Origin of the sequence: Halobacillus sp. KGW1, from assembly GCF_001592845.1 — a bacterium.
Classification (GTDB): Bacteria; Bacillota; Bacilli; order Bacillales; family Halobacillaceae; genus Halobacillus.
The window spans coordinates 527,739-548,359 of the sequence record NZ_LSOC01000003.1 but is presented as its reverse complement, the minus strand read 5'-3'; the positions used below and the strand labels follow the sequence as shown (position 1 = coordinate 548,359).

Annotated in this window: 26 protein-coding genes and 1 pseudogene; 17 read left to right on the top strand and 10 right to left on the bottom strand. The window is 48.0% G+C overall.

Going from position 1 to position 20,621, the window contains the following annotated elements; genetic code table 11:
- Positions 1 to 108 precede the first annotated feature (108 nt).
- From AXG56_RS11785 to AXG56_RS11775, 3 genes are all read right to left on the bottom strand, one after another.
- Complete coding sequence (locus AXG56_RS11785) at positions 109 to 309, bottom strand: hypothetical protein (RefSeq protein ID WP_062514750.1); 201 nt, start codon at positions 307 to 309, stop codon at positions 109 to 111.
- A gap of 81 nt (positions 310 to 390) precedes the next feature.
- Positions 391 to 642, bottom strand: coding sequence for a helix-turn-helix domain-containing protein (locus AXG56_RS11780; RefSeq protein ID WP_062514748.1), 252 nt, complete (start codon positions 640 to 642; stop codon positions 391 to 393).
- 108 nt (positions 643 to 750) lie between these two features.
- Complete coding sequence (locus AXG56_RS11775; RefSeq protein ID WP_062514745.1) at positions 751 to 1,368, bottom strand: TetR/AcrR family transcriptional regulator; 618 nt, start codon at positions 1,366 to 1,368, stop codon at positions 751 to 753.
- A gap of 174 nt (positions 1,369 to 1,542) precedes the next feature.
- Here AXG56_RS11775 and AXG56_RS11770 point away from each other — a divergent pair, with 174 nt between their 5' ends.
- The 3 genes from AXG56_RS11770 to AXG56_RS11760 all read left to right on the top strand — a co-directional run bounded on the left by AXG56_RS11770 (position 1,543) and on the right by AXG56_RS11760 (position 4,072).
- Positions 1,543 to 2,277: an SDR family NAD(P)-dependent oxidoreductase gene (locus AXG56_RS11770; RefSeq protein WP_062514744.1), complete on the top strand. Its 735-nt coding sequence runs from the start codon at positions 1,543 to 1,545 to the stop codon at positions 2,275 to 2,277.
- 140 nt (positions 2,278 to 2,417) lie between these two features.
- The gene (locus AXG56_RS11765; RefSeq protein ID WP_062514742.1) at positions 2,418 to 3,464 is read left to right on the top strand and encodes a lactonase family protein; all 1,047 of its coding nucleotides are present in this window, start codon (positions 2,418 to 2,420) and stop codon (positions 3,462 to 3,464) included.
- 137 nt (positions 3,465 to 3,601) lie between these two features.
- Positions 3,602 to 4,072 carry a hypothetical protein gene (locus AXG56_RS11760; RefSeq protein ID WP_062514739.1) on the top strand — a complete coding sequence of 157 codons (471 nt, stop codon included), beginning with the start codon at positions 3,602 to 3,604 and terminating at the stop codon, positions 4,070 to 4,072.
- Between the two features lie 40 nt (positions 4,073 to 4,112).
- On the opposite strand, the gene AXG56_RS11755 is transcribed toward AXG56_RS11760, so the two are convergent.
- Complete coding sequence (locus AXG56_RS11755; RefSeq protein WP_062514737.1) at positions 4,113 to 4,802, bottom strand: hypothetical protein; 690 nt, start codon at positions 4,800 to 4,802, stop codon at positions 4,113 to 4,115.
- 38 nt (positions 4,803 to 4,840) lie between these two features.
- Positions 4,841 to 5,437, bottom strand: coding sequence for a hypothetical protein (locus AXG56_RS11750; protein ID WP_062514735.1), 597 nt, complete (start codon positions 5,435 to 5,437; stop codon positions 4,841 to 4,843).
- 459 nt (positions 5,438 to 5,896) lie between these two features.
- On the opposite strand from AXG56_RS11750, the gene AXG56_RS11745 reads away from it, so the two are divergent.
- Positions 5,897 to 6,919 carry a hypothetical protein gene (locus AXG56_RS11745; protein ID WP_062514733.1) on the top strand — a complete coding sequence of 341 codons (1,023 nt, stop codon included), beginning with the start codon at positions 5,897 to 5,899 and terminating at the stop codon, positions 6,917 to 6,919.
- Positions 6,920 to 7,292: 373 nt separating this feature from the next.
- Here the strand turns inward: AXG56_RS11745 and AXG56_RS11740 are convergent, their stop codons facing one another.
- Both AXG56_RS11740 and AXG56_RS19520 read right to left on the bottom strand, forming a co-directional pair.
- Positions 7,293 to 8,174, bottom strand: coding sequence for a hypothetical protein (locus AXG56_RS11740; RefSeq protein ID WP_062514731.1), 882 nt, complete (start codon positions 8,172 to 8,174; stop codon positions 7,293 to 7,295).
- A 139-nt stretch (positions 8,175 to 8,313) separates the two neighbouring features.
- On the bottom strand, positions 8,314 to 8,490 hold the full coding sequence (locus AXG56_RS19520) for a hypothetical protein (protein WP_161484925.1): 177 nt from the start codon (positions 8,488 to 8,490) through the stop codon (positions 8,314 to 8,316).
- A gap of 396 nt (positions 8,491 to 8,886) precedes the next feature.
- On the opposite strand from AXG56_RS19520, the gene AXG56_RS11735 reads away from it, so the two are divergent.
- The 6 genes from AXG56_RS11735 to sda all read left to right on the top strand — a co-directional run bounded on the left by AXG56_RS11735 (position 8,887) and on the right by sda (position 13,732).
- Entirely contained in the window at positions 8,887 to 9,432 is a 546-nt protein-coding gene (locus tag AXG56_RS11735; protein ID WP_161484924.1) for a DnaD domain-containing protein, read from the top strand.
- A complete protein-coding gene (locus AXG56_RS11730; protein WP_008636877.1) occupies positions 9,429 to 9,755 on the top strand; it encodes a hypothetical protein in 327 nt (108 codons plus the stop codon). Before AXG56_RS11735 ends, AXG56_RS11730 begins: the two co-directional genes overlap by 4 nt.
- On the top strand, positions 9,665 to 11,026 hold the full coding sequence (gene dnaB / locus AXG56_RS11725; protein WP_235601499.1) for a replicative DNA helicase: 1,362 nt from the start codon (positions 9,665 to 9,667) through the stop codon (positions 11,024 to 11,026). The genes AXG56_RS11730 and dnaB overlap by 91 nt, the downstream gene beginning before the upstream one ends.
- Before the next feature lie 245 nt (positions 11,027 to 11,271).
- Positions 11,272 to 12,498: a flagellin gene (locus AXG56_RS11720; protein ID WP_062514727.1), complete on the top strand. Its 1,227-nt coding sequence runs from the start codon at positions 11,272 to 11,274 to the stop codon at positions 12,496 to 12,498.
- A 670-nt stretch (positions 12,499 to 13,168) separates the two neighbouring features.
- The gene (locus AXG56_RS19515; RefSeq protein WP_161484923.1) at positions 13,169 to 13,339 is read left to right on the top strand and encodes a hypothetical protein; all 171 of its coding nucleotides are present in this window, start codon (positions 13,169 to 13,171) and stop codon (positions 13,337 to 13,339) included.
- A 183-nt stretch (positions 13,340 to 13,522) separates the two neighbouring features.
- The gene (gene sda / locus AXG56_RS11715; protein WP_062514725.1) at positions 13,523 to 13,732 is read left to right on the top strand and encodes a sporulation histidine kinase inhibitor Sda; all 210 of its coding nucleotides are present in this window, start codon (positions 13,523 to 13,525) and stop codon (positions 13,730 to 13,732) included.
- A 47-nt stretch (positions 13,733 to 13,779) separates the two neighbouring features.
- On the opposite strand, the gene AXG56_RS19510 is transcribed toward sda, so the two are convergent.
- The gene (locus AXG56_RS19510) at positions 13,780 to 13,926 is read right to left on the bottom strand and encodes a hypothetical protein (RefSeq protein ID WP_161484922.1); all 147 of its coding nucleotides are present in this window, start codon (positions 13,924 to 13,926) and stop codon (positions 13,780 to 13,782) included.
- A gap of 62 nt (positions 13,927 to 13,988) precedes the next feature.
- Between AXG56_RS19510 and AXG56_RS11705 the strand changes: the two genes are divergently transcribed.
- The 4 genes and pseudogenes from AXG56_RS11705 to AXG56_RS11690 form a co-directional block, all read left to right on the top strand.
- Positions 13,989 to 14,645 (top strand): hypothetical protein, encoded by a 657-nt coding sequence (locus AXG56_RS11705; protein WP_153017422.1) that lies wholly within the window; start codon positions 13,989 to 13,991, stop codon positions 14,643 to 14,645.
- A gap of 522 nt (positions 14,646 to 15,167) precedes the next feature.
- Complete coding sequence (locus AXG56_RS11700) at positions 15,168 to 15,941, top strand: zinc ribbon domain-containing protein (RefSeq protein WP_062514719.1); 774 nt, start codon at positions 15,168 to 15,170, stop codon at positions 15,939 to 15,941.
- An 82-nt stretch (positions 15,942 to 16,023) separates the two neighbouring features.
- On the top strand, positions 16,024 to 17,001 hold the full coding sequence (locus tag AXG56_RS11695; protein ID WP_062514717.1) for a zinc ribbon domain-containing protein: 978 nt from the start codon (positions 16,024 to 16,026) through the stop codon (positions 16,999 to 17,001).
- A 15-nt stretch (positions 17,002 to 17,016) separates the two neighbouring features.
- Positions 17,017 to 17,367: pseudogene (locus AXG56_RS11690) on the top strand (sugar phosphate nucleotidyltransferase); the annotation flags it as partial.
- Between the two features lie 112 nt (positions 17,368 to 17,479).
- Here the strand turns inward: AXG56_RS11690 and AXG56_RS11685 are convergent.
- Together AXG56_RS11685 and AXG56_RS19505 are read right to left on the bottom strand one after the other, a co-directional pair.
- A complete protein-coding gene (locus tag AXG56_RS11685; protein ID WP_062514715.1) occupies positions 17,480 to 18,013 on the bottom strand; it encodes a hypothetical protein in 534 nt (177 codons plus the stop codon).
- Positions 18,014 to 18,329: 316 nt separating this feature from the next.
- Complete coding sequence (locus tag AXG56_RS19505; RefSeq protein ID WP_161484921.1) at positions 18,330 to 18,503, bottom strand: hypothetical protein; 174 nt, start codon at positions 18,501 to 18,503, stop codon at positions 18,330 to 18,332.
- A gap of 270 nt (positions 18,504 to 18,773) precedes the next feature.
- Between AXG56_RS19505 and AXG56_RS19500 the strand changes: the two genes are divergently transcribed.
- From AXG56_RS19500 to AXG56_RS11675, 3 genes are all read left to right on the top strand, one after another.
- The gene (locus tag AXG56_RS19500) at positions 18,774 to 18,947 is read left to right on the top strand and encodes a hypothetical protein (RefSeq protein WP_161484920.1); all 174 of its coding nucleotides are present in this window, start codon (positions 18,774 to 18,776) and stop codon (positions 18,945 to 18,947) included.
- 246 nt (positions 18,948 to 19,193) lie between these two features.
- A complete protein-coding gene (locus tag AXG56_RS11680; protein WP_062514713.1) occupies positions 19,194 to 19,535 on the top strand; it encodes a PadR family transcriptional regulator in 342 nt (113 codons plus the stop codon).
- Between the two features lie 14 nt (positions 19,536 to 19,549).
- A complete protein-coding gene (locus AXG56_RS11675) occupies positions 19,550 to 20,554 on the top strand; it encodes a hypothetical protein (RefSeq protein WP_062514711.1) in 1,005 nt (334 codons plus the stop codon).
- Positions 20,555 to 20,621 lie beyond the last annotated feature (67 nt).

Below are 20,621 nucleotides of genomic sequence, written 5' to 3'. Positions count from 1 at the left end.
CTTCGGTATCTACATATATTCATTTTCTATTTAGAAGAAAGCAGCTATTTGTTAAGAGTTGCTTTCTTCTTTCTGAATGAGGGGAGAAAGTATAACAGGAAAATCAGGTTAGCTCCTTCTCTCAATCTCCTGCCTCAACTGCTCCACAACATAACCGACCGCCTCCTCCTTATCACGGCCTTCACGAAGACTCCCAAACTCGAAAGTTCCAAGCACGTTGCCAATGACGAAGTAAGACATGAGACCGCACCAGATTTCAATGCAGATACGTTCCTGCTCGATGGTAAAGTAGAGATATTCTTTTTTCAATGGGGTTCACCTCGTTCGGGGAATGGTTGGAATGTTACCGGGGATAGCGCTTGAGGAGCGGGAAGAGATAAAGGAACAGGTTTAATTATACTCCTTTATCTCTTCCGGCGTGGGATAGATTTCGTTGTATTCGATTTCTAATGCTTCCGCCACTGCTTTCATGGTGATAATGGTGGGATTTCTCTTTCCGTTTTCTAAGTCACTGATGTAGGTCACGTCCATACCGGCACGGAATGCCAGCTCCTCTTGCGTCCACTTTCTTTCAATGCGGAGTTTGCGAATTTTGATTCCTACAACCACGTTGTACAACTTACTTTCAATATAATTAGCCATGTGAAAATCATCCAATGGTTTCGGTGATCTGCCCATGGACTATGAGTCAAGTTTTGGGTTTTATTTACAATTTTATTGAACTTTTTTAAGTAAGTAAGAAAAAATGATTTAATCTGTTTCCTCTTCGGGACCGATATATTTCAGCGAGTAAATATGTGTCCGGGTCAGGGCAATCACTTCCTCGATGAACGACTCCTTGCTTGTGGCGAAACCTCCTGCGATCCAATGCTGTAGTAACCCGTAAAATCCGTAGGCGGTATAGCGCTTGAAGTAGTCCATATGAACGGGAAGGTCGTTGATCGTCTGGAAGAGGAAGCGCTCTTCATAGATGGACAGAATCGTCTGCGGAAAGCCTTGGAGCAGCCCGGGAAGGGTGTCGTTATAGTTGATCAATTCAAACATATCGCGGTTGTCATAGACGTAAGCGACGATGTTGAAGGAAGGGGCGTTCAGCTTGGATGTGTAGACGGTCTGTCCGGGACGGTAGGGAGAACCGACCGCTTCCTCAAGGCCGTGAAGCAGTGTATGAAGCATTTCCTCGGCCATTTCTTCTTTATCCTTATAGTGCGTGTAAAAGGTGCTTCGATTATAAGCGGACGTCTCGACGATGTCTTTGACGGTGACAGCATGGTAGCCTTTTTTCTTGATGAGTGACGTCAAGGCTTCCTTCAAGTGTGTACGTGTCCGCTGCTTCTGCTTGGATAGGTTTTCGTTGTCTTGGTTCATAGAAAAATCCTCCTGAAATAGACAGATTCCTTTCATGTGTCGATAGCTTCGACATACCTCTCTGGATTAATGATTGTGTGTGATGGTCAAGGGCGTACAATGAAAGTATAAACAATTTGGACCAGGGATAGTATCCTATGGCTCTGGATTGGTTATTTCAAGGAGGTATGGATCATGGGAAAACTTCAGGATCGAGTAGCTCTCATTACCGGCGGTGCTTCCGGAATCGGAGCGGCTACAGCGAAACTTTTTGTAGAAGAAGGGGCGAAGGTCGTCCTTGTCGATGTGAACGAAGAAAAAGGGAAAGCGTTTGAGGAGGAGCTGAAGGCGGAGAAGGCAGAAGCTCTTTTCGTGAAAGCGGATATAACGGATGAAAAAGAAGTGGAAGAACTTTTCCAAAAGGCGAAGGATGCTTACGGCAAAGTAGATATTGTCTTCAATAATGCTGGTATCGGGCGGGTGCATCCATCGCATGATTTGGACTATTCGGAGTGGCGCAAGACAGTCAATGTGGATCTTGATGGTGTCTTTCTTGTCGCTCGTGAAGCGATCCGCGGCATGATGGAGAAAGGCGGAACGATCGTCAACACGGCATCCATGTATGGCTGGGTCGGCTCCCCGGGGTCTGCCGCTTACAACGCAGCGAAGGGCGGCGTCATCAACTTGACACGCTCGCTCGCATTGGAATATGCGGAGCAGAACATCCGCATCAACGCTCTCTGCCCGGGATTCATCGACACGCCGATCATTCCGGAAGAGGACAAAGAGACGCTTGCGGGAATGACGCCGATGAAGCGGCTCGGCAAGGCGGAAGAAATGGCGAAGGCGGTCTTGTACCTCGCTTCCGACGACTCTTCCTACATGACCGGGAACAGCTTGATTTTGGACGGTGGCTATACGGCGCAATAAAGAGGATGGAGAAGAACGCAGACGGTATGGTCTGCGTTCTTTTTTTCGTTATCTGGAAAGGTGTTTCATTTTGCAATCGACTAGTTTATGAGATAATTAGATAAGAAACGCAGCACACTAATCGTTAAAGGAGTTTTGGAATGGCTAAGTATAATGGATATGTCGGTACGTATACGAAACAGGAAAGTAAAGGCGTGTACCAGTTCACGCTCGATACAGAGAAGAAAGAGCTTGGCGATGTGAAGCTCGCTGCTGAGTTGAACAACCCTACGTATGTGACGGTCAGTGACGATGACCAGCATTTATATGCGGTCGCTAAAGACGGCGAGGAAGGCGGCGTGACGGCGTTCTCGATCGAAAGCGACGGGGGGCTGACACCGCTGAATGGGCAGTTCGCAGCCGGATCACCTCCGTGTCATGTGAGCGTCGACCGCGATACGAATACGGTCGTGACAGCGAATTACCATACGACGAAAATTGCTTCCTATTTAACGAATGAAGACGGATCGCTGAATCCGGCTGCTTCCGTCGTGGAGCACGAAGGGACAGGCCCGCACGAACGCCAGGAGAAACCGCACATGCACTATGCAGGCTTCACGCCGGATGAGAAGTATGTCATTGCCATCGACCTCGGGAGCGACCGGGTGATTTCTTATGCGGTGAACGACGGGAAGCTCGATCAAGTCCAAGTGTTTAAGACAGCACCTGGTGCCGGACCGCGCCACATCACCTTCCACCCGAACGGCAAATTCGCCTACGTCATGACTGAGCTGAGCTCGGACGTACTCGTGCTTCACTATGACGAGAAGGACGGAAGCTTTACCCAGAAGCAGGCGATCACGACGATTCCGGAAACGTTCGAAGAGACGAACGACGGAAGTGCGATCCACATCTCGTCCGACGGACAGTTCGTCTACGCCGGCAACCGCGGCCACAACTCAATTGCGGCATACAAAGTGGACCAGGATTCCGGAGAATTGACGTTCATCGAATGGACGTCGACGGAAGGAAACTGGCCGCGCGATTTCGTCCTTGATCCGACGGAGGAATTCTTGATTGCGACGAACCAGAAATCGAACACGATGACGTTGTTTGAGCGGGATAAAGATACAGGGAAGCTGACGCTTGTTCAGGCGGATGTGTATGTTCCGGAGCCGGTTTGTGTGAAGTTCACTTCCGGCAGATAATTGATTTTTATAATGATGCTATGCACCCATGGAGGAGCCTCCATGGGTGTTTTTTTATGACAGAAAGGTGTGGTTGATGAAGGAATACTGGAGGAAATAGGGAATACATAGGACTATGTGAGGAAGGGGGAAAGGGTATGAAGAAAAATCCGATTGCTACGGCGCTGTTTATTCTCGGCGTGTTATCCATTGTTGGAGGGATCATTTTAGGCTTGGTTTACGGAACGGAGGAGCCTTCCTATGGCTACGATCAAGGAACACTTGGTTGGTCCTTCGTCATCTATGGGGTCGTCTGGGGAGTCGTGTTACTAGGATTCTCCGAAATCATCAAACTGCTGCAGGGAATCTATAACCAAGGAGCGCCGGAGAAGGAGCGGGCCGAGGAGCACATTTCCACGCCTCCCCCGGATACAGGCAAAGGGTTTGCGGGAAATGTATCTACCGCCGCGAGAAGTGAAATCGTAAATTTTTATAAGAAGAAGGGGGTAACGGTTGAGGGAATCGAGGCTATGGAAAAGGAATACTTTTACCTCGTTACGGCCGGTGGGAAACAGGAAATCGTGGAACTGGGCGGGTTTAAACCGATTGTCCATCCTAATCGTACATGAAAGAAGAGGCACAAGCTGTATGCAGCTCGTGCCTCTTCTTTTAATACTCTTCAACGGTTACGCGTTTATTCTTCGTATCGGCATCATCAAGGATGAAGATGGTAGGCTTGTCGACTTTCGTGAGGAGATAGCCGCTTGCCGGCCAGCCTCCTTTGACCAGCCGGCTCGTTCCGATGGCAACGAAATCTGTATCGAAGAAATTCGTCGGCATGATCGTGCTCGAGAATGTCGGGTATTTCTCATCCTCCGGGCGCTGATCGGTAATCAGACGTTCAAATTCTGTCATGTTGCCGGAATCGTCGAGAGCGATATCGAGAGAGTAGTCACCTAGATCGACCTCTTCCCCGTTTTGTTTGGCGTGCTTCTTGATTTCCTTATCGGACATGTCGACGACGTCCTCGATCGTCAAGTGCTCCTCGACGAGAGTGGAATCGTCTGGATCCCTGTAATCATAGTACTTCACGGCGCCTTTATGAAAGACGAACACCCGGCCGATCGACGTGTCCCTCGTCAGGCTTCCCGGTTCCGTCGCGGACGTGCCGAACCAGATGGCGTTCTCTTCCAGCGCTTCACTTAAAGGGACGAAGTCGTCCGGGTTTCCGTCCTGGGGTCGATCTTGACTTTCTTGAGCGGGCGTATCAGCGCTTGTCTCTTCACTTCCGCACGCCCCCAGCACAGCTGCCAATAAACCAATGAAAACTACTAAAAGCCATTTTCTTTTTCTACGCATTTCATTGCCTCCTATTATTCTCATGTATCTTATCTCGGTCATTGCTCCATAAACCGCAGAATGCCTTTTCTTGAAAGGAGCGGAACGGCGATTATATAAAGGAACGGGCTGATGATGAAGACCCCGCCGTGTGTGAAATATCGGAGCACGATATCTTTGAAGATGAAGAAGGCGACGGTATAGATATGTAAGCTTCTTGCTCTGTGTCTTCTTCCTTTCGGGTGGCTTGCAATATAGTTACCCGCATACAACCTGCCATCCGCACCTCGGATCGTTTGCGTCCTCACGACATAATCATCAGGAGTGTTACGCTCGATGTCCAATAACCGTAATAACGTCGATCCGGATTGCTTGAAGAAGGAGGATTCCCGGAAAATGAACCGGTACAGCCAGGTGGATTGTACCCATGTAATAGCGTGAGGGTAGCAGACGAAACAGAGGAGTACGAGCCAATGATGTATCGGGAACATCAAAGTGTAGGTAACGCCGCTGATATCGTAATATTCTCCGCTGCGCTGCCAGTCGTTCCAATGACTATAGATCGTGACCGACAGAATAAAGATGGGAATCGGCGTGAGGTAGCGCTTTTTGTTGATATTCTTCAGGGCAAGGAGATAACCTTTGAGAAAATTCATCTTCCACTTCCTTTACACTTTTTTTGAGTTCCCGTATGGGAGTATATAGAGTCTGAGTCTGGATGTTTGTTTGGCAGGATCATGTAATATTTTGTAGATAATTGCATTATAATCCAGTAGGTCTAAAGTGTCACTGTGAATCTCGTTTTCTGTCGTATTCATAAGTAAATAGTTTGAGTACAAAAAACCCAACTTCCGGTGTGGAAGTTGGGTTTAGATTATTATATAGACTTGTAAATGTAAATACTTGTGAGGTTTAAGAATTAATTTCCTTATAAAAAAATTTTTTGTTAAATTAATTTTAACATAGGTGTCAAGTTGTGGGAATCGGCAGGTGTAGGAAGTAATTGGATATTAAGTTTATACAAGGTTTAAACAGACCGATATAAAGATTAAGCATTGGAAGGAAGATACATGTATTGCTGAACTTATACGAAGAAAACGGGGAGCGGAGTATCTATGAAAATGACGGTGAAGGACTTCATTCTACGAAATATGACAGACAAAAATTTTGAAAAGCTTGTCCATGCACGTATCACAGAAAACGTAAGGATGTACGAGTACGATGATGTCACGAGTCCCCTCACGGAATACCTTCGAACGAAGGAAGGAAAGAATTTCGACGATGCTTCTTTCCACACGTTACATGAGATTGAAAAAGTTTCTGAAGCTTATCGCTGCAATTACAAAGAAGAATTGCTGGTTAAGGATTTGGGCGACTTAAATGCGGATACCTCCGTATGGATGCCGACAGAAAATATAGATCAACCATTCAAGAGAGAAGAACAAAGAGTCCGGAATGAGCCTTTAACCGCTGTGGCCACGGAGCATGAAGTAGAATTGGAACTGGACTCCCACGGGGAGCCGTTGGAGGATTCGGGATATCAATCGTTCGATGAGATCTCCTTTCCTTTCCTGAATGAAAAAGCTGTGTATGTGGAGGGGATCGAAGCTCATGAAGTGAATGAATCGAATTACCAAAAGTATGCTCAGCAGGAGAGAAGCAATCTGGCATTAGGGTTAGCCAATTTCATCTATGAATTGCTGCATTACTCTAACGATGGAACAGGCAGTATGGAGAGATCAGCGGGAGGAGAATCCGCTGTCGAGGTAAAAGAGGAAGGGGAGTATGCCGACGGCTATTGTGTCCGTTTCTTTTTGGATAATAGAACCCGTTACCTTTCCAATGAGACACATCTGTCCTTTTTAAGAAGGTATGAGACAAGCATTCCAGTAGCAACGCCGGCGTTTGTGGAATACACCGCTATATGGGAAGACTTCCTGACGGAGAACAATTATGTCTTAGCCCCATTTACAGACTACCTATATGAACAAATAAAAGTCCCGGAGGATTCAGAGGAGAGTGTATGGCAGGTTCTTGAGCAATTCGTGCACATCCTTACACTGAATGGTTTCACAAAGGAAGAACAAGTAGAGAATATCGTGTTTACCAATAACGATTATGGTCATGTGTATAAATAGTAGGAGGATCTTTCTTTGACAGAAAAGCCCCGGCAGGACGAATTGCTCGTCGTGCCGGGGCTTTTTATCTTAGTAGAGATTTTCCTTGAAAGGGACTTACTCCACTTCAACATCCCAAAGAAGTTCGAAAACGGTCACCTTTATTCATTGGGAACTCGATAGTGTTTTATCCAGTCGTAAAAACAGTAAAGGATGCCTGGCTACCTTTGTCGAACGGAAAAGACGTTGATATCATGCCATCAAGATGGGAAAGAATTTTCGTATCATAAGATCATCGAAAAAGACCTTGGAATGGATGTGTATTTCGTTGATGGAGATATTGGCCATCAAGTGAAATTTCTATGTCTTAGTGTTCTTTTCATATTGTGAAAATTCATTTACGTACTGGAAGATGGCCGGCGTGAAGGATCATATTGTCTAAGTCGTCCAACTGGATGCTGCCATAGTCGTGCCATTTCGATACGGCCCGGTCTTTCGCCAAATCGGCTTCAAACCAGCAGAGACTTTCACTGATTGTCGGAATATAGAGGCTCTGCATCCTCGTCTTGTTATCAAGGACGATGAATTGGGCTTTTTCCTCTGTTTCGCCATTCCATTTAAGCAGAGTGTACCGTTGCTTTCTGGGTGCGGGGAGCGTGATGTTCGTCTGGTATGACTCCACCAGATCTTCAACCATCGCCGGTCTTCTGTTTGCGATCAGCGGACACGGATGGTAATACTCGTTCGTCTTAGGGTGCTGTTTCCCGAATGACGGAGTTTCTGCTTCGACTAATCGGTCGAGCCACAGCTGTTTGGCGCGTTTAAGGTTGTGCCACTTCTTCTCCTGCTTCAGTCCCCAGCCGAGCAGAATCCAAGGGTGCCGGGACAGTTCTTCTTTCGAAGGAAGAGTTTCTTGGATGTCATAAAGGCCGGAGGAGGCAAGTGCTTCGAATTGGTGGATGGCGTCTTCGGATTTCGTGTTCTGCAGGGTGAACAAGTTGTAGATGTGGAACCGGCCGGACAGCGGCTTTGGGTTTGTTTTCTCCATGAAGCTTATGAGCTGGTGCATGGTAGGGTCGGTATTCACGGGACCGCTTGCATGTCCGGATGCGTGAAGGGAGCGGACGGCTTCATTCGTAAGAGTAGCGGAACCTGGATTGAGTAAGAGGCAGGAGCCGATGGAACGTTCCGATGTTCCCCACTGGATGTAGGTGGATGTCCGGAAGATGTGGTCGCCTGTTTTCGTGTACGTGGCCTGTGCTTGCGGGTTTGTCATAGAATTCCCCTTTCTTCTTGCAGAATGGCTGCGGTTATAAGGTTATTTTCTAGCTTTGTCGTTGATAACCTCTTTTCGTAAAAAAAGAACCGGAAGACCGATTACTTGGTCTTCCGGTTGTGCTTTATCGTATGGGAACTCAAGCTTCCCACTTCAGCTTCATGATCATCTCCATAATCGCCTCTCGCTTATCGTTTCCTTCCACTGTAAACGTCGACGCCTTGAAATCGGCGAGGACGATGAAGCGGTCGGCTCTCAAAATTTCCATCAACACAGGGGTCTTCTCGATATGGGTAAAGAAAAATTCTTTCTGCACGTACGTCCACCTCGTCACTTTCCAACCGCGGCTGCCTTTTCCTGACGGTTTTCTTCTACCTACTAATTCCTCCTCGTCAAACGGTTAAACCTGAATAGAGGATTTTCGGCGTGTTGCGCGTTGGAAATTCTCTCTTTTTTATAGTTCGAAAAAAAATTTGAAGAAATTTTGATTTTTTTGACACCAAAATGCCTCTCTTTCTCGATTATAGATACGAAGGAGTTTTTCCTTCTAAATTAATTAAAAAAAATAGGAGATGAGGCTGTGAATTATTTGAAGGAGATCAATGCGTTCCACGATGAGGTGGAGCTGAATGAGGTGTCGGCGTCTGCGTCGCTGCTCTGGTATGTGCTGATGCAGTTCAACAACAAGACGGGATGGAAGGAGGAGTTTACGGTGCCGACGGCTGCGGTGCTGGTGAAGTCGGCGATGAGTGAGAAGATGTTCCTCCGGGCGCGGAAGGAGCTTGCGGAGAAGGGCTACCTGTCGTTCCGATCCGGATCCCGTCATTCGTCGCCTTCGTACACGATGATTTCCTGTGTGAAGGAGGCCGGCGGGGCGGACAAGCGGGAGGACAGCAGGGAGGGTGTTGAGGGGGACTTTATTAAAAGAAAAGAGAGGAGAGGAAAAGAAGAGCCGGGGCGTCCGCACCTTTTCTACGAGCAGAACGTCGGAACGCTGTCGCCGCATGTGGCGGAGCGGATCACGGCTTGGGCGGAGGAGCTTCCGGATGACGTCGTGACGTCGGCGATGGGGGTGGCGGTCGAGAACAACAAGCGGTCGTTCCGGTATATCGAGTCGATCCTGAAGAACTGGCAGGCGCGCGGAGTCCGGTCGCTTGCGGATGTGGAGCGGGAGGAAAGGCGGCCGCGGGAAGAGGCGGACAGGGCGTCGGTATGGATGGCGATGTATGAAGAGAAACGGGAGGAGACGGTCGGATGAAATATGAAAAGGCGTTTGAAATTGTCGATATGCTGGAGGAGCTGTATGCACCGAAGTTCAAGGTGACGAAAAGGAAGCTGGATGTGTGGATCCCGGCGCTTGAGCGGATGGATTACGAGAAGGTGAAAGCGAACGTGACGGAGCACGCGCTGCGTTATCCTTATTCGCCGGTCATCTCGGACATCGCCGCTTATGAGGAGGAAGAGGACGATTTCATGGAGAAGGTCGAGCAGTGGAAGCGCGAAGCGGCGGCCGTCCCGCCAGAAGTGAAGCGGGAATTTTTTCAGAAATTCGAAGAACTATTAAGGAGATGGGAACGATGATGTATAACAAAGAAGCGGAAGTGTCGGTAATCGGAAGTTTGCTTGTGGACGGGATGCTTGCCGGGGAAACGATCCTGTTGCCGGAGTATTTCTATGACGGGCGGCACCGGATGATTTTTCAGGCAATCAGGAAGGTCGATGAATCAGGAGCGCCTGTCGATATGGTGACGGTGACGACGGAGCTTGGTGAGAAAGTGCGTGAAGTCGGGGGCGTCAGCTATATGACGGAAATGGCGACCTCGATTCCGACGACCGTCGACTTCAAGCATCATCAGCTTCTCGTCATTGACGCCTACCGCAACCGGAAAACGAGGGAAGCGGCCCAGCGCTACATGCAGAAACCGTCGGAAGAAGCCCTCGATCTCCTCCTTGAAGAATTGGAAAAATACCGCCAAGTGAAACGAGTCATCGAAGACCCCTCTCTCTATGACACCCTCATTGAAGTATCCAAAGAACTGGAGCCGTTGGAGGACGACGCGATGACCGGCTATTCGACCGGGTACGACGAGGTCGATCAGATCACCGGAGGCGTGCAGCCCGGCGACCTTGTCATCCTCGCCGGCCGTCCTTCGATGGGCAAGACAGCCTTCGCCTTGAACCTCGCCGCCCGCCACTGCGAAAGCGGCGGCGAAACGATTTTCCTGACGCTTGAGATGACGCAGAAGGCGCTCGTGAGGCGGATGCTGTCAGCGAAAGCAGGAGTGGACGGCCACAAGTGGAAGCTGCGCACCTTTTCCGAAAGCGACCTGCGCAACTGTCTGGATGCCATCGGCGAGATGTCACAATGGAAGCTCTATCTCTGCGAGCAGGCCTACACCGTCCCTGAAATCCGTGCCCATCTCAGGCAGATGATCCGCAAACACCAGCTGACCCGTCCCCTCATCGTCATCGACTACCTCCAGCTCCTCGAAGCCCCCGGTTACCACGAACGGCGCGACCTCGAAATCGGCGCCATGACCCGCGCCATCAAGCTGCTCGCTAAAGAACTCGATGTCCCGATCATTCTCCTTTCCCAGCTCTCCCGAAGCGTCGAACAGCGCAAAGACAAACGCCCGATGCTCTCGGATTTAAGGGAGTCCGGCAACATTGAACAGGACGCCGACGTCGTCGGATTCCTCTACCGCGAAGACTACTACAGCAGAAGCACCGGAAACGAAATCGAACTGATCATCAGCAAGCAGCGCAACGGTCCGGTCGGGGATGTGAAGCTCTACTTCGATAAGGAAATCGGGCGCTTTAGGGACAGGAGGGAGCGGCTGCAGGTGCTGTAATTATTTTTGTGAAGAAATGAGAAAATCTGCTAAACATAGCTGAGAGGGTGACCGATATTACTAATGATCGTCGAAGTCGATGATCCGAATGGCACGAATGCCTGGGCGCGTCCGGGGGAGAAGGTCATGGTTGGAAGAAGAAAGATTGATAGCAGGTAATGACTCTAGTTACATAGAGTGGTTATACATCATGGGGGCACAAGGATGTGTCTTCATAAATACAAAAACATGGAGGTAACAAAATTATGAGAATTAATCACAACATCGCAGCGCTTAACACTTATCGTCAGTTGGGTAGTGCGAACAATGCGCAGTCTAAATCAATGGAGAAGCTTTCTTCTGGTCTACGTATCAATAACGCAGCTGATGATGCGGCTGGTCTTGCGATTTCTGAGAAGATGCGTGGGCAGATTCGTGGCTTGGATCAAGCAGGGAAAAATGCTCAAGATTCAATCTCAATGATTCAAACTGCAGAAGGTGCATTAAACGAAACTCACGACATTCTTCAACGTATGCGTGAACTAGCTGTTCAAGCAGGTAACGACACAAACACAGGTACAGACCGTGGTGAAATCCAAAAAGAGATTAACCAATTAACATCGGAAATTAACCGTATTGGAAACACTACAGAGTTTAATAATCAAAAACTTTCAAATGCTAGTGCTGGAACAGTAACAGCAGCTGCAGGTGGAAGTCCTGGAACTCCTGGTACTGCAATAGCGACAGCAACAGATATGACAGCAGGTGGAAGTAATAGTGCAACTGGGGATGCTCAAATTTCAGGAACTTTCACAGGTGCCTCAGATGAAACTCTAACTATTCAAAAAACAGCAACGGGATGGTCTACTGACGGTGGTACTACAGATGTAACATTGTCTGGCGGTACTTTCACGTACCAAGGGATGACTATTGATACATCAACAGCAACAAGTGTAGCAACAGGTGATTCTTGGACTCAATCCTTAACAGCAGGGGTGGCAGCAACACCAGGAACACCAGCAACATCATCATTCTCAACTCAAATTGGTGCTAATGAAAACCAAACTATGACTCTAGAATTCAGTGACATGAGAGCTTCTGCACTTGGTATTACTGGTACAGCAGCTACAACTGGATTTACTTCAGCAAATACAGTAACCGATGGTACAAATAATACTACCAATGAAGCAGCATTAGATGTTTCGACAGCTGCAAATGCAGGGAATGCGGTTACAGCAATCCAAAATGCAATTGACACAGTATCTGCAGAACGTTCTAAGCTTGGTGCTTACCAAAACCGTTTAGATCATACAATCAATAACCTAAGCACTTCTTCTGAAAACCTGACTGCAGCGGAATCTCGTATCCGTGACGTAGACATGGCGAAAGAAATGATGAATCAAACGAAGAACTCTATCCTTGCTCAAGCTTCTCAAGCGATGCTTGCTCAAGCGAACCAACAGCCACAAGGAGTTCTACAACTTCTTCGTTAATTATAAATGTAAAAAAGGGGTGCGCTACCATGGCACCCTTTTTTACATTTGTTTAAAAGTTTTTAGAACAATAGCATTTATAGTTTTCTCCTTAAGTGGTAGTCTGTTTTTTTATATTTAATGAAAAATGGTTTAGCTACCCGGCCTTTTTCAGCTACTTTTGGCTTATGACTGTTAAATAGATAATTAATAAGCTGTTTTATTAATCTTTTCATCAATTACACCTCCACCTCCTTTAGTTATATAGCTAAATTATACATATTAAAAATTAAAGAAGCACCTTTCCTGTAGTATTAAGAGCGTTGATGTGCTAAGTTCTAAGGTGATAATTAACTTTTTTCATAATCTAACCTTAGAATAACGCTAGATCTAATACGAAACCTTTATTTAGCTGAATAATGGAAAATCAAAAACAAATTGAGATACCTTTATTCTTATATTAATAGTAAAAATAGAGTTTATAAGGAAAAAATTGGAAATAGCCCCCTTTACATATGCCCAAACGTCCAGATTCTGTCGAGTTCCTTCTGATATGATAAAAGTTATTAAACATAGACATGTCCAAGGAACAGGAGTGTATCATAAAGATGAAGTTTCAATCCTTTTGGATGGAAGATTATAAAGTGGATGCTTCAGGCGCTTACGTGAAGAGGGTGGATGGGACGTAGTAGTGCAGCTGAAGAATTCAGATTCCTATAAAGCTGTACAGGCAGAACGTGGACAACGGTGGCAGGTGGAGTATATCAGCTTTGAGATGGAAGGGGAAGAGCTCGGGTTTATCGGGCCGTTTTCTCATAAGGAACAGCATGGTATCGTAACATTCGATTTGTATGATGGATAAAAGAATAAATCGGGAAGGAGGCGGTCTTGTCGAGGGGTCGTCTTTTTAGCTGTTTCTAGGATGTATAGTTTTTGTCCAGGGCATTGGTATATGGTGGAATATAATGTAGAAACTTAACGAAGTTCGGAATGTTTTGCTGAATAATAGTTATACGAAATAGTATCAGCGAGAGGAGGGGGCGGAATGAACAAGCTGTCTGATGAGTTATTGCTCGATACGTTTCGGGCAGCAAGGAGGCATGGCCTTTCGGAAGACTTCCAGATGCTGCTCCGTACGGAAATGAAAAAAAGAGGACTTTTGGATTCTGGCAGTACTTTCGGAACGGGACCGGTACGGATAAGCTTGGCTGGCAAGCATTCTCTCGATGGGTTAGGCAGAATTTCCGGATATTAAAAGCGCGTGACGGATATCGGTCACGCGCTTTTTTATGTTTACCAGGATTATCTTGTTTTTCTCCAATGTTCATACCAGTCGGACGCTTCGTCACTCACTTCCACGCACAATTCTTCGAGTGCGGCGTTCAACTGGTCATACTGCTTGATAACGAGGACATCTTGTCCGGAATCGGCGAACACTTTCATAAGCATGAGGTTCGCACTTTTATCCTCGATACGGAGCGAATCATACATAGGAAAGAGGAATAGGATCGATGACAAATAAGAGAAACACAACGAGGTTCCTTATGGGACTCCTTCTTTTATGCGGGTTCCTGTTAGCTGCGTGCACTCCGCTTGAAGGGGACGCTGTAGAAAAGGAAGGGCAGAAAGAATCGAAAGAACAGAAAGAAAAGAAATCCATGCATCAGTTGAAGAACGGAGATACGTACTCGAATGATCTATCGGATGAGGTGAAGGTGGAATACAGCCATGTGCTGGATGAGCCCTTCTCTTTGGGCCCGATAAACCTTGAAATCGGATATGTCGGGATGCGTTCCATAGAACGCGTGAACCCGGATGAGTTGGAGGAATTGAGTCATTACGGGTACTATGGAGACGGACCTTTCCGGTTCCTGCTGTTCAGCTATAGTGTGGAGAACCCTTCGGATCTTCCGGTAAATTCGCCTTGGTTGATTTCCAAAGTCATCTTAAGTACAGGAGAGCAGTTGGACGTCACGACGATGAACATGATGCCGTGGGGGCAGGATCAATTCTACGGCGACTCATACGTAAATAATATTGAAATCGTAGTTCCGTTCACTTCGGATCCGGAAGACATCGACTCATTACGGATCATTACCGGTGAGGTGTATGATATGGATGATGACGTCGTTCATCCACCAGACGAGAAGGAATTCCGATTGGACTGACCTTTGATGGATAATGGTCACACGTGGACTCTTGAACACCCAAACTTCGGCTGGGTGTTTTTTTATGTCCGGCATATTCCGGTTTACAATCAAACAGCTGTATAGGTGGTACTTTTAACCTGAGTATTGTTCATATGGGATATTTAGGGTATTATCTGATTCTTAAGATTTAAATGGTTGCGCTGCCTGGACCAGGTGGGAGACCCGGTATATTCTGTGGTTTCCTTCAATGGTTTTCACAAGTTCTCCTTTCCTTTTCTATTAGGATAAATCCTTTATTTATCAATGCATATTGCGTTTTTTTCTTTATGAACTTCCACCTTTTGTGAAAAAAGAGTGGCAGTAATATTACAAATATGTTACGATTTAAACCGTATTTTTATGGATTATTATTTATTTTAAGGGGTTTATTGGAATTTGGTGGGGTGTTTTTATAGGTTAATAGAATCATAGTCATCCGGGTTATAAGTTTCATGGACAGGTGTCATCATTTATTACGTTAGAGAGAGGATTTGTTTAGGGATGTATTGTGCAAAATGTGGTACGAAGAATGAGGAAGGGATCAAGTTCTGTGCAGGCTGCGGTACGCCGGTGGCGGCGAAACTGGAGCCGGAACAGAAGGTCCACCGTGGAGAGGAAGCAGCAACCCGGGAGGTGTCTCCGGGGAAAGACAGTGAATACATAAACAAAGCCAAGGAGCAGGGGAAACAGTTCTACGGTTTCGCTAAACAGGTTCTTGGCGGCCCATTCAGAGAAAGTCGTGTTGTAGGGAAGGAACAGAAAGTAAATGCCATGATCACGATCGGGCTCGTGCTTTTTCTTATTCCTCTGTTCGCCTATTTCATGCTGAACAAGATGGCAGACGGCTTCGGTCCGTTCTTCGGGTATTATTACGACGTTCCATTCGGTGAGATGGTGCTGAAACCATTCATCCTGCTTGCTGTATTTACGGCCGTCTATATCGGTGTCCAGTATTGGGTGGCGAAGATGATGAAGGTGTCGGTCGATTTCATGACCGTCCTTGCGAAGTATGGCGTACTGTCGGTGCTGCCGCTTGTCGGTTTGGTCATCGCTTCGCTTCTTATGGTCGTGAACGTGTTCACGCTGGCATTATTCCTGTTCCTCGTCAGTGTGGGGATCTTCTCGCTGGCAGGAAGTGCGTTGTTGTTCTCCCTTCACTCCATTAAGAAGGAAGAGAGAGGGTTGGATGTGTTCTATGGTTTGATCATCACGAATGCAGTCATGTACGGTTTCTACTATATCGTAGGCAGCATGATGATGGATCAAATGTTCTGATAATCGTCTGTTTTGGAAGAGTTGTAGAAGTACCTGCTCTCGAGGCGGGTACTTTTTTTGTTGAATAAGAGGAGGAATCGTAATGGAAACCATGATATGTCATCAATGCCGTGCGTCGATCGACGGCAGTGCTTCGTTCTGTACGGAGTGTGGGACGAAACAAGAGCAGGAGGAGAGAGGGAAGGCGTGCATCCAGTGCAGCGGCTGGCTGGAGAAGGATGATGCGTTTTGCACGCATTGTGGAACGAAACAGGACGGTCAAGCAAGCGATCCGGTTCCAAGCACACAGGAAGTTCCTCTGGCACCGGTCACTAAAACCGTCGCTCCGACTCCTGGAATAGAGGAAGCGGCAGCGACGGCCACGATATCGGAAGAACCTGTTTATGAGCACCCTGTTCAGGCGGAAGGTCCGTCTAAGGATACAGGAAGGAAAGAAAATATGAAAACAGCGGATGTGCCGATCCAGGTCTTCCCTGCCATCTTGTCTGTCGTCACTCTTCTCTTGTATGCAGCGTTGATCCCTCTGGTTTTCTACTTGAGCTATCGGATCGAAATGTCCGGTCTCGGACCGTTCGCGTCGTTTGCTACAGATCTCGGGAGTTATATCATGGATATAGAATCGAAGATCCTTTATACCCCGAGCGGAATCGGAGTATTGATTATGGGAACGGTCATGATTATCGTCCTGGCGCGTCTTGCGAAGGTGGACCGCTCCCGCTTCCATAGAGCGATGAATCATACGTGGGTGTATCTGGTGGTCGGTATCCTGCCATTAGTCCTCGGTTATTTCTTCAGTGAGGAGACGGGAATCTTGGATTCCATCGCGGATCTCGGATCGTTCGGTTTATTCATCCTCCTGTTCCCCTTCCTCATGATGGGGCTGTTGTTCGCTGTAAGGCTGCGGGTGCAAAGAAGGACGGGGACAGCTTTGTTGTGGTTCCTGTTCGGGGTGTTGGTGTTCGCTGCGGTCGCAGGTGCAGAAGTGCTTTACTACTACAATTTAATGGAGAACGATCCGTATTTCCTCGGGATGCCCGCTTCCGACATCCGGGTACTTTAATCCGTTCTTTAGAGTGGATGTCGCTATCAAGTGGACCGTTTCGTGGAAAAACCGGAACAAGGGACCGCACCATCGGACCTTGCCATTATGGGAAGGTATATACTGACGCCGGAAATCTTCACTTTCTTAGATAAACAGGAAGAAGGGGCCGGAGGGGAAGTCCAGCTGACAGACGCCATTCAGAAATTGAGCGAGATGCAGCAGGTCTTCGCCTACAATTTCGAAGGGAAGCGTTACGATGTCGGTGAGAAGCTCGGCTTTGTCAAAACGACGCTTGAGCTTGCCCTGGAACGTCCCGAATTGCAAGAGGAGGTCCTTGATTATATGAAGGTGCTTCTGGAAAAGAGTTATGCACCGGAAAGCTGATCATTGATCCAGCAAGGGGATGGAACGGCTTTATATAGCTGGGAAGAGAATGAAAGTAATGGAAAAGAGGCGTGCGGGACGATTCGATCGTCCTGCACGCCTCTTTTTTTGCTCACCAAAACCATCGTTTCCTTTTATGGGAATCCTTCTTTTCTGCGGGCCGATAGTGAGGGCCATCCTTGGTGCCGTAGCGTCGCATGAAGTGATTGGCAAGCATTTCCTGGATCATTTCGGAGTGGGGGGCGAATTGGGACGGCAGGCCGGGTGACGGGTGGTAGTCTTTCATCTGTTCGGAGAGCGATCGGAAATGTTCCCCTTCCTGGACGCGGCGGTGTATGTCGTAGGTCCAGTGTTGCTTTATGTCAAAGGTCTCGGGATTTCCGGAATTTTCTTTTTCTACGTTTCGGTGACTTGGGCGGCTCTTGATTACATCCGGGGCTGCCGGTGGATAATGAGGACCGTCCTTGGTGCCGTAGCGTCGCATGAAGTGATTGGCAAGCATTTCCTGGATCATTTCGGAGTGGGGGGCGAATTGGGACGGCAGGCCGGGTGACGGTCGGAAGGTTCTCATCTGTTCGGAGAGCGGTCGGAAATGTTCCCCTTCCTTGACGCGGCGGTGTATGTCATGAATCCAGTGCTCTTTCATGTCAAGCCTCCTTCGTTTTATAGTATATGGACGGAAAGCGGTGGGATCCGTTGTTGGAGTATGCAGTGGGAGGAGTTGGGCGGGTTCTTCGATGGTGGTGCGATAAGGAGCTGCTGCGGACCGCTCTGTCTATTCCATTATATGATGCGCATTTCTTCCGTGGCAATTATTTGGTATGAGGGTGGCCATTCAAATCTTCCTATCGCTTTGCGTAAGGTTCTCGAATAGATGACGTGTACTTTCCATCAGATCCAGAAGTCCTCTTGCTGCATGGTACCTGATACGTTGAAGTCACTTAAGGACAGATATCAGGGGATCACTTTAACAAGGAGTAACCGATGGCAAGGGCAACGATAAAAGTAACCGCAAAGCGAGGAAAAGAAGCCTCAGGGACATGCCTGTCCGTTACGAAGTTTTTGAAAAGGACCAGTAAATCCCTTGTAACGACCAAGTTAGTCAGAAATAGACCGGGTCCCAAAAGCCCATCCATCCTAGAGGCACCTCCAATAAATGCCACATCGGAATTCTACTAACCTTTAAGGGAAATGCCAACGGGATCGCTCCATAATTAATTGTTATTTTATAACTAAACTAACTTGATTTGTCAGATACTTTGAGTCAAAATAGTATAAAAGACTTAATACGTTGATACAGGAGCACAGAAATCGACAGAAACTCTCCGGAAACGGGATCAGTCGCGGGCTTTTGCGGTAGATATCCCGAGGATGCATGGGAACGATTCGAGGAACGAGGTGGTCGTGTGAAAGAAGATTTGGGTTCTTCGTGGGAAGAACTCGTCGAGCTGGCGATGGAGTCGTCCTGCTCGAAAGCGGAGTTCAGGCGGTTTTTGGAAGAGAGAAGAGCGGAGGATGCGGCGAAGCGGCGCAGGGAGTTTCACGTCGTTCCGGATAAAGAAATAAACGCGTCGAAATAGACGTATCGACCCGGGGATCAGAGGATTCCCGGCTTTTTTGTGTTGGTTTCTTGTTCTCTATGCATAATTGTGCCGAAGGGCAGGTATCACGGGAAGGAAGAAGAGCGGAGGCTTGTGCATACAGGAAGGTAAGAGCCTGGATCTTGATGGTCCAGGCTCTTTTTTTATGAAGATGTGTAAAATAAAATAAGATGCAATTTACAATAGTGTGCGTCATACAGTATAATAAAAGCAGGAGTTGATGAGATGAGCAATGCGAAGGCGAAAGAACACCTGGATAAGCTGCTGCAGGAGTTGCGGCGGGGGACGATTACGATCGGTGTGATGAGTCAGCTTTCTGAACCGCAGTACGGCTATTCGCTCGTTACGATGCTCGGGGTAAGAGGCATCCACGTCGAGCCGGGGACGCTGTATCCGCTCCTGCGCCGGCTGGAGAAGCAGGGGCTGCTTGAGAGCCGCTGGGACACGGGCGAGGCACGACCGCGGAAGTATTACCTGCTGAGTCCGCTCGGCAGTGAGGTGTATGAGCTGCTCAAGGCGGAATGGCGCTCGATTGCCGCCAGCATGAAGGACGTCATGGGAGAATGAAGGAGGAGAAAAGGATGGAGATGGTCGACCGGTACATTTATGCCGTCACCCAGAAGCTGCCCGAGTCGCAGCGGGAGGATATCGCCCTTGAGCTTCGGACCTTGATTGAGGATATGCTCGACGACCGCGCCGGAGGAAGGAATGTCACGGAAGAGGATATCGAAGCGGTGCTGATCGAGATGGGGAGCCCGAGGGAGTTGGCGCAGAAATACAGAGGTACGAAGAATTATGTGATTGGTCCGGAGCTCTATGATTCTTATATTCTTGTATTGAAAATTTCCCTGATCGCAACGGCGGCGACTATTATTATCTCTTTCCTCGGCCAGGTAGTCGTCGATCCGACCCGCGTCATCGACCACTTCGTCGGGTGTATCGTCTCGCTCGTCACCGGACTGCCGACGGCCCTTGGCTGGACGACGATCGGCTTTGCGATCGTCGGCTATGCGGGAGCGTCGGATTCGATCGATCTTTACGGCGGGAAGGATTGGAAGCCTTCCAAGCTGCCGCCGATCCCGGAGAAGAAAAGGCAGATCAAGCGCGGGGAGACGATTTTCAGCATCGCCTTCTACATGTTCCTGCTGGCCCTCTTCGCCTTCTCCAATGAATACTTCGGCATTTGGATTTTTAAAGGCGACGGCTTCAACGGCGTCGTGCCGTTTCTGAATACGGGGAATTGGAACGCGTATCTGTTTCTCTTCCTGATCTTCGGATTCGGCATCATCAAAGAATGCCTGAAGCTCATCTACGGCAGGTGGACGGTCCAGTTGGTCATCTACACCGCCGTCGTCAATGTATTATCGTTGGGGGTGCTTCTGCTTTTGATCAACGGTCCGACCTTCTGGAATCCGGACTTCATGCAGCAGCTCGCGCAGACGGAATATTTTGTCGCCGGCAGTGAAGCCTATGACACGGTGGAAATCATTTGGGAGCAGCTGACGATGTGGATCGTCGTCTTCATGGCTGTCGGATTGGTTTGGGACGTCGTGTCGGGCTGGTATAAGGTCAGGCAGGGGAAGTGAATGAATAAAGGAAAAGAGCGCGCAAAATGTTTGAAACATTTTGCGCGCTCTTTCTATACATGTATCC

Excerpts from the sequence above, each read along its gene's own strand:
- AXG56_RS11780 (WP_062514748.1), bottom strand. The coding sequence starts at position 642 with ATGGCTAATTATATTGAAAGTAAGTTGTACAACGTGGTTGTAGGAATC.
- AXG56_RS11775 (WP_062514745.1), bottom strand. The coding sequence starts at position 1,368 with ATGAACCAAGACAACGAAAACCTATCCAAGCAGAAGCAGCGGACACGT.
- AXG56_RS11770 (WP_062514744.1), top strand. The coding sequence starts at position 1,543 with ATGGGAAAACTTCAGGATCGAGTAGCTCTCATTACCGGCGGTGCTTCC.
- AXG56_RS11765 (WP_062514742.1), top strand. The coding sequence starts at position 2,418 with ATGGCTAAGTATAATGGATATGTCGGTACGTATACGAAACAGGAAAGT.
- AXG56_RS11760 (WP_062514739.1), top strand. The coding sequence starts at position 3,602 with ATGAAGAAAAATCCGATTGCTACGGCGCTGTTTATTCTCGGCGTGTTA.
- AXG56_RS11755 (WP_062514737.1), bottom strand. The coding sequence starts at position 4,802 with ATGCGTAGAAAAAGAAAATGGCTTTTAGTAGTTTTCATTGGTTTATTG.
- AXG56_RS11750 (WP_062514735.1), bottom strand. The coding sequence starts at position 5,437 with ATGAATTTTCTCAAAGGTTATCTCCTTGCCCTGAAGAATATCAACAAA.
- AXG56_RS11745 (WP_062514733.1), top strand. The coding sequence starts at position 5,897 with ATGAAAATGACGGTGAAGGACTTCATTCTACGAAATATGACAGACAAA.
- AXG56_RS11740 (WP_062514731.1), bottom strand. The coding sequence starts at position 8,174 with ATGACAAACCCGCAAGCACAGGCCACGTACACGAAAACAGGCGACCAC.
- AXG56_RS11730 (WP_008636877.1), top strand. The coding sequence starts at position 9,429 with ATGAAATATGAAAAGGCGTTTGAAATTGTCGATATGCTGGAGGAGCTG.
- AXG56_RS11720 (WP_062514727.1), top strand. The coding sequence starts at position 11,272 with ATGAGAATTAATCACAACATCGCAGCGCTTAACACTTATCGTCAGTTG.
- sda (WP_062514725.1), top strand. The coding sequence starts at position 13,523 with ATGAACAAGCTGTCTGATGAGTTATTGCTCGATACGTTTCGGGCAGCA.
- AXG56_RS19510 (WP_161484922.1), bottom strand. The coding sequence starts at position 13,926 with ATGCTTATGAAAGTGTTCGCCGATTCCGGACAAGATGTCCTCGTTATC.
- AXG56_RS11705 (WP_153017422.1), top strand. The coding sequence starts at position 13,989 with ATGACAAATAAGAGAAACACAACGAGGTTCCTTATGGGACTCCTTCTT.
- AXG56_RS11700 (WP_062514719.1), top strand. The coding sequence starts at position 15,168 with ATGTATTGTGCAAAATGTGGTACGAAGAATGAGGAAGGGATCAAGTTC.
- AXG56_RS11695 (WP_062514717.1), top strand. The coding sequence starts at position 16,024 with ATGGAAACCATGATATGTCATCAATGCCGTGCGTCGATCGACGGCAGT.
- AXG56_RS11685 (WP_062514715.1), bottom strand. The coding sequence starts at position 18,013 with ATGAAAGAGCACTGGATTCATGACATACACCGCCGCGTCAAGGAAGGG.
- AXG56_RS19505 (WP_161484921.1), bottom strand. The coding sequence starts at position 18,503 with ATGGATGGGCTTTTGGGACCCGGTCTATTTCTGACTAACTTGGTCGTT.
- AXG56_RS11680 (WP_062514713.1), top strand. The coding sequence starts at position 19,194 with ATGAGCAATGCGAAGGCGAAAGAACACCTGGATAAGCTGCTGCAGGAG.
- AXG56_RS11675 (WP_062514711.1), top strand. The coding sequence starts at position 19,550 with ATGGAGATGGTCGACCGGTACATTTATGCCGTCACCCAGAAGCTGCCC.